This is a genomic window from Sphaerisporangium sp. NPDC005288, assembly GCF_040607475.1.
Taxonomy (GTDB): Bacteria; Actinomycetota; Actinomycetes; order Streptosporangiales; family Streptosporangiaceae; genus Sphaerisporangium; species Sphaerisporangium rhizosphaerae.
This window is the reverse complement of the sequence record NZ_JBEXGT010000041.1, coordinates 83356-89875: the sequence shown is the minus strand read 5'-3', so window position 1 is coordinate 89875 and position 6520 is coordinate 83356. Positions and strand designations below refer to the sequence as shown.

Genomic DNA, 6520 nt, shown 5'->3' with positions numbered 1-6520 from the left:
CCGCGACCGCGACCGCGACTACTCCTACATCGACTTCCAGTGGCACGACGACAACGGCTGGCACTCGCGCATCTACCGCGGCAACCGCTACGGCGCCTCCCACTTCACCGGCAAATTCCGCAAGGGAAGCTTCGACGACTTCCGCATCCGCGTCGGCGAGGGCTACCGCGGCCACTACGACTGGGGCCAGTACCGCAACTTCTTCTAAACGACCCGATACCGCCGCCCGGAAGGACCCTGCGGATACCCGGTCAGGGTGACCGGAGGCGGAAGACAAGTGAGCGGGCGCTCCCCAGGGAGCGCCCGCTCTCGTCATGCCGGCATCGGATAGCCGAACCACCCGTCCCGCCTGTCGTCCTGGTCGTGCGGGTACGCGAGAGGGGCGACGGACCTCGACACCGGGCAGGCCGGCGCCGGACACAGGTGCGGATCGACGGCGTGGCCCGAGTGCGACACGGAGATCGCACGCCTCTGACACCTCGCGCGACTTCTTGATCACATAGAGTAACGTCCGCCGTGAAGTCGATCTAGGAGTACCTCACGACGGAGTGGAGTTCGGCGTTGAAGTCACAACATCCCAGGTCTGCGCGCACCGCACTGGCCGGCGTGCTGCTGGCGCTGCTGGCCGCCTCGGGGACGCAGGCGGCGGCCGGTACCGCCGCGCATGCCGCCGCCGGCGTACGGCAGCCGGTCCCGCGCGTCGCCACCACGCCGTGTGTCCGGCAGGGCCAGGCGACCTACCCCGTCGGCTACTACTGGAAGAACGCGCTCGGCATGAGGCTGGGCGCCGGGTCGGTCTCGGTCGACACCTCGCCGTCCCTGTGGGGCGGGCAGATCGCACCGGGCAGCACCTTCACCCTCTCTCTGACGCACCGCACGAGCCAGTGGCCGCTGCTGGTGAGGACCTACACCACCATGTGGGACCTGTCGTCGCTGCTGGCGAACGCCGATGTCGTCGGCCAGTCGGGGACCGGCGCCATCAACGGCACCACCCTGACCATCACCTCGCCGGGCACCAAGACCGACCCGCCCCCGAAGGTCATCACCTTCCAGGTGAAGCAGGGGACCATCGGGCGCAGCATGACGATCCGGCCGACCGGGATCAGCAGCGTCATCGCCGCTCCGGGCGAGCTCGGCAACAACACCCCGGCGCCCCCGATTCAGATCGTCGGCGGGCAGTCCATATCGCCCACCAAGGCCACCGACGACACCATCACCACCAAGCAGGACACGGCCGTCAGCGTCCCCGTCCTGGCCAACGACACCGCCACCTCACCGACGATCACCAGCGTCACCAAGCCGGCCAACGGCACCGCGACCATCTCCGGCGGCAACGTGGTCTACACGCCCGCCGCAGGCCTCAGCGGCACCGACACCTTCACCTACACCATCGCCACCCCCTGCGGGACCAGCACCGCCACGGTCACCGTCGTCGTCACCTGTGCCTACAAACCGGTCAACCTGGTCAACGGCAGCTTCGAGGCGCCGGCCGTGGCCACGGTCGACTGGTCCATCCCCGACGCCTCCACCAACCCGGCCGCCGGCTGGCACACCACCGCCACCGACAACAAGCTGGAGTTCTGGCGGGGAAGCGCGGCCGGGTTCCCGGCGGCCGACGGGCAGCAGTTCGCCGAACTCAACGCCAACCAGGTCTCCACGCTCTACCAGGACCTGCCGACCGTCCCCGGAACGCCGATGACCTGGGGGGTGTACCACCGAGGCCGTCTCGGCACCGACGTGATGCGGGTGCTCATCGGCGCGCCGGGCGCGACCGTGGCCCAGATCCCGTCCGGGGCCTCCTCGCCGGACATCTCCGACGACAACACCGCCTGGCGCTACTACACCGGTGTGTACGTGGTGCCTCCGGGACAGACCACCACACGATTCGCCTTCGAGTCGGTGTCCGCCGCGGGCGGCACCCCGACGGCCGGCAACTTCCTGGACGGCGTGACCTTCCAGTCACCGCCCTGCCTCTCCATGACCACGAGCACCCTGAGGACGGCCGGATCCCGGGGAGCGTCTCGGATCCGATGACATCACGGGATACGTCCTCACCACCGGATGGGTCCGGTTAGCGCCGGAGCCGCAGGTCTCACCCGCGGTCTGGTGCTCGGTCGAGCACCAGACCGCGGGTGGGCCGTTGAGGCAGGTGTGGAGTCGTTCAGGTACGCGGTCGTCACCGCGTGGCCGTCACCGCGTGGCCGTCACCGCGTGGTCGTCACCGCGTGGTCGTGGCCGGATGCGGGTCGATGAGCGCCGAGCCGAAGACCCACGGCGAGGTCTGGGCGATGAAGTCCCCCGGGAATCCGAGCGTGAACCCGGACGCCGCTTCCAGGCGGGCGACGCTCTCGGGCGGCAGGACGAGGCCGATCGCGGCGAGATTGTCGCGGAGCTGGTCGGCGCGGCGCGCCCCGATGATCGGGTGGACGGCGCGGGAGCGGCTCATCGTCCAGGCGATCGCCACCTGTGAGGGCGTGGCGCCCAGGTCGTCGGCCACCTCCTGGACGACCCGGGCGACGGCGTGGTCCCGGTCCGAGAGCGACTCGGCGGCCAGCCTGACGCCGGCCGCGGGGCCGTCCGGGCGGGTGTACTTGCCGGACAGCACCCCGCCGGCCAGCGGGCTCCACGCGGTGACGCCCAGGTTGAGCGACTCGGCCATCGGCAGCAGCTCACGTTCGATGTCGCGCTGCAGCAGGCTGTAGGGCACCTGCAGGCCGATGAACGGGCTCCAGCCGTGCCATTGCGCCAGCGTGTTGGCACGGGACACGACCCAGGCGGGGGCGTCGGAGATCCCCACGTACAGCACCTTGCCCGCCTGGACCGCATCGTCCAGCGCGCGCATGGTCTCCTCGATCGGCGTGTGCCGGTCCCACATGTGCACCCAGTACAGGTCCAGATAATCGGTACGCAGCCGGCGCAGGCTGGTCTCCAGCGACGCCCGCAGGTTCTTGCGATGGTTCCCGGCGGCGTTCGGATCGGTGCGGGCCCGGGACACGGTGTACTTCGTGCCGAGCACGAACGACTCCCGCCGGCCCTTCAGCAGCTCGCCGAGGAACTCCTCGCTGGCCCCGTCGCGGTAGTTGACGGCGGTGTCGATCATGTTGCCGCCGGCCTCGGCGTACAGGTCGAGCATCAGCCGGCACTCCGGCAGCGGCGCGCCGACCCCGCCCTGCTCGCCGAAGGTCATCGCGCCCAGGATCAGCTCGGAGACGCGCAGCCCGCTCGCGCCCAACGTGCGGTACCTCATGCGGTCGCCGATCCGCTGAACAGCTCCGCGGCCCGCGAGACGATCTCGTCGTGCGGCACGTCTCGCACGTGCTCGTCCAACGCCCAGCGATGCCCGAACGGGTCCAGCAGCTGACCGGTGCGGTCGCCCCAGAAGGCGTCGTGCACCGGCTCGAAGACCGTGCCCCCCGCCCTCATCGCCCGTTCCCAGGCCGCGTCGACGTCCGGGACCGGCACGTGCAGGGCGGCGGAAGTGCCGCCGAGGCTCGCCGGTGAGCGCATGCCCAGCGCGGGCATCTCGCCGGCCACCGCCAGCACGGTGCCGCCGAGCAGGAGCTCCACGGTCAGCGTGCGGGCGTCGGGAAGGGTGATGCGGCCTGTCTCCTGAGCGCCCAGGGCTTCGGCGTACCAACGGGCGGCGTGGTCGGGGTCGCCGACCACCAAGTGGATCGCGATTCGCGTCATGATCCTGACCATACACATCGTATGGACAATACGTACAGACTTACCGTCCGTACATGCTGTCGTATACTGGCGGCATGCCCTCCAAGCGCACGGCGCCCTCCGCCCGCCGATCCGGCACGGCGCCCGCTTCCGCCGAGCTGCGAGAGCGCATCCTGTCCGCGACGCGCGAGCTTCTGCGGCAACACCGCTTCGACGCCCTCAGCGTGGCCGACATCCTGACCGCCGCCGAGGTCTCCCGGGCGAGCTTCTACTTCTACTTCCCGAGCAAACAGGCCGTGCTCGCCGAGCTGGTGCGCCAAGCCGTGACGCAGGGGCAACAGGCGGCACAACCCTGGATCGACGGGCAGCAAGATCCGGTGACCGCCCTCCGGGCGGGGGTGACGGACGGCGCCCGCCTGTGGCGCGCCAACGCGGGCGTCCTCATGGCGATCGTGGAGAACTGGGCCTCCGACGAGGACCTGCGAACCCTGTGGCTCGAACAGATGGACCTGTTCACCGACGCCGCCGCGGCACGCGTCGAATCCGACCCGCACGCCCGCCGGCGACTCGCCGGCCAGGACATCCGCACCGTCGCCGCCTCGCTCACCTGGCTCGGGGAGCGGCTCTACTACCTCGCCGCGGCCGGAGTCCCTCCCTTCGACGACGAGGAGGTGCTCATCGACGTCCTCATCAACGCCTGGACCTCCCTCCTGTACGGCCGCACCGCCACCGACCCGGACATCCCGCCCCTTACACCCATCGAACCGCCGGACCATTCGCCGTGAGACATGGAGCCAGGGGCTTGCATCCAGCACCGGGGTAGAGGGGCCTCACTTCTCCCCGGCCAGAGAGGAGCCGAAGCGCGCCACGCAGTGCCGGACCTTCTTCAATCCCTGCGAGTCGTAGCGCCCGGTGCCAGCAGCAGCTCCAATGATGCGGGGATCGAGCAGGCCGTCGACCGCGATCTCGGCGCCGAGCGCTACATACTCCTGCCCCCGGTAGCCCGGGTGGCGCCGCAGGTGCTCGACCGTGAGACGGAATCCGGAATGCCACCCCACCCGACACGGAAGCCGGCGAGCGCCGTAGACAGGGCGCTCCTCGGCAGGCGCATGGTCGTACGCGCCGCCGAAGATCCTGCTCTCCCAGCGCCACCGGTCGCCGCCTGGGTGAGCCGTGCGTCCCCCGTTGCTGGTCCCGGTGACGAACTGCGACAGGTAGACGCCATCACCCGCAAGCTCGCACATGATCTGCCGGCCGCCGGTGCGCAGTCTGCCCGAGCGCGATCCGTCATCGCATCCCGAATAGACCTGCGGCTTCGATCGGCAGGGGCTCAATCGGCTTGTTGGTCGCGGGCCGGAATCGGCTCGGCCAGCGCGGCGCGGTCGGCCTGCGCGGGGAAGGGGTCGGCGAAGTACTGGGTCTCGTGCGTGACGAGACCATCGGTGATCTCCATGACGCTGAGCGAGTATGTGGGCACACCGTCATAGGTGATCACGCACTCGCTCACCCAGAGGTCGCCGCCCCCCAAGATCCGGCGGACGGCGAAGTGGCGTTCGGCCGGGTGCCCGCCGCGTTGCGCCTGGATCCTTGACCGCCCCGTGAAGCGCTCACCCGACTGCGGGTAGTCCAGGATCGCGTCCGCGGCGTAGATCGCGTGCTCAGCGGCGACGTCCCCACGTTCGGAGGCCTCCCAGTGCTCCCGAAGCCGAGCCTGGAAATCGTCTTCGGGACCGATCGCGCCGTTCACCCCGTCAGTCCCTCATTCCCAGAAAGGATGTCGCCGACCTTCACAACAGGTCGCCGACCTTCACGACAGACGGTACCGAGGGGTTCCCGTGCGGCGTGGGACCACGACCGGCGCGTCCGGCACCACGGTCGAGGGTCCCGCCATGGCGACGACGACCGTATGCCCCGGTCAGGCGGTGAAGAACCGCCTGAGTTCGGCGGCCACGACATCCGGGCGCCCGGCCGGGTTCCGCTTGCCGACATCTCCGGACGCGTCGTGGTCGAGACCGGGGAACTCGACCCGCTCGACGTTGGGCACGGTCTTCTCCAGCCCGGACAGCGCGGGCTTGAGAAAGGGCAGCCCCTTGCTTCCGCCGAGGAGGAGCACGTCGGCGCGTACGTCGGCGAAACGGTCCAAGGTGTCGGCCATCTCGGCCAGCAGCACGCCCTCGTAATGCAGAGTCGGGGCGAGGGTACGCATGGTCGCGTCACCCGGCTTGGCGTGCTTGTCCTCGCTCTTCATCAGCAGGCCGGTCATCCAGGTCAGCAGACCTCGCGGCATGACGTTCATGATCGGCGGCCCGAGCCGGAGCCCGAGCATGCTCGTCACCAGCGCGGCCGCCACCTTGCCCTCGGCCATCTCCTGGTCGAAGCGGCCGATCCACCCGGTCAGCCGGGGGACGTCCTCCAGAAGCAGGGCCGGCTCGTAGACGGCGACCTTGTGGATCGCCGGCAGGGTACGCGCCGCCTCGAGCACCGCCACCCCGCTCGCGCTGACACCGAAGACACAGTGGGCACTCGTCTTCCGCAGTACCGCGTCAAGGTCTTCGACCTCCTTCCGCACGCTGTAGTCGTCCCCGTACGGTCCGCTCTGGCCGCGGCCGCGCCGGTCGGGCAGGTGGACGGTGAAGGCGTCGGCCAGCGCTTCGGCCATGGCCAGGTGGCTGCCGGCCGTCTCCATGGAGCCGTGCAGCAGCACGATGCCGGGGCCATGGCCGATCGAGTGGTAGGCGATGCGGGTGCCGTCGTCCGAGATGACGAAATCGGTGGTGAGGTCAGCGGTCCGAGGCAGTTCATGAGTGGTCATCGCCATGTCCTTTGGTGCGCCGTTTGATCGACATTCGAA

General features: G+C 69.8%; 8 protein-coding genes. 3 read left to right on the top strand and 5 right to left on the bottom strand.

The window, feature by feature from the left end; genetic code table 11:
* A partial coding sequence (locus ABZU32_RS31535; protein WP_354927761.1) for a hypothetical protein occupies window positions 1-208 on the top strand: 208 nt, incomplete at its 5' end.
* A 353-nt stretch (window positions 209-561) separates the two neighbouring features.
* Window positions 562-2034, top strand: coding sequence for an Ig-like domain-containing protein (locus ABZU32_RS31530; RefSeq protein WP_354927758.1), 1473 nt, complete (start codon window positions 562-564; stop codon window positions 2032-2034).
* Window positions 2035-2218: 184 nt separating this feature from the next.
* Here ABZU32_RS31530 and ABZU32_RS31525 read toward each other — a convergent pair whose 3' ends face one another.
* Window positions 2219-3247 (bottom strand): aldo/keto reductase, encoded by a 1029-nt coding sequence (locus ABZU32_RS31525; RefSeq protein WP_354927755.1) that lies wholly within the window; start codon window positions 3245-3247, stop codon window positions 2219-2221.
* Window positions 3244-3690, bottom strand: a complete 447-nt coding sequence (locus ABZU32_RS31520) for a VOC family protein (RefSeq protein WP_354927752.1) — start codon at window positions 3688-3690, stop codon at window positions 3244-3246. Before ABZU32_RS31520 ends, ABZU32_RS31525 begins: the two co-directional genes overlap by 4 nt.
* Window positions 3691-3743: 53 nt before the next feature.
* On the opposite strand from ABZU32_RS31520, the gene ABZU32_RS31515 reads away from it, so the two are divergent.
* Window positions 3744-4454, top strand: coding sequence for a TetR/AcrR family transcriptional regulator (locus tag ABZU32_RS31515; protein ID WP_354927750.1), 711 nt, complete (start codon window positions 3744-3746; stop codon window positions 4452-4454).
* 45 nt (window positions 4455-4499) lie between these two features.
* Here the strand turns inward: ABZU32_RS31515 and ABZU32_RS31510 are convergent, their stop codons facing one another.
* The 3 genes from ABZU32_RS31510 to ABZU32_RS31500 all read right to left on the bottom strand — a co-directional run bounded on the left by ABZU32_RS31510 (window position 4500) and on the right by ABZU32_RS31500 (window position 6481).
* Window positions 4500-5003: a DUF3626 domain-containing protein gene (locus ABZU32_RS31510; protein WP_354927747.1), complete on the bottom strand. Its 504-nt coding sequence runs from the start codon at window positions 5001-5003 to the stop codon at window positions 4500-4502.
* Entirely contained in the window at window positions 5000-5416 is a 417-nt protein-coding gene (locus ABZU32_RS31505; RefSeq protein ID WP_354927744.1) for a nuclear transport factor 2 family protein, read from the bottom strand. The genes ABZU32_RS31510 and ABZU32_RS31505 overlap by 4 nt, the downstream gene beginning before the upstream one ends.
* 168 nt (window positions 5417-5584) lie before the next feature.
* On the bottom strand, window positions 5585-6481 hold the full coding sequence (locus ABZU32_RS31500) for an alpha/beta hydrolase (protein WP_354927741.1): 897 nt from the start codon (window positions 6479-6481) through the stop codon (window positions 5585-5587).
* Window positions 6482-6520 lie beyond the last annotated feature (39 nt).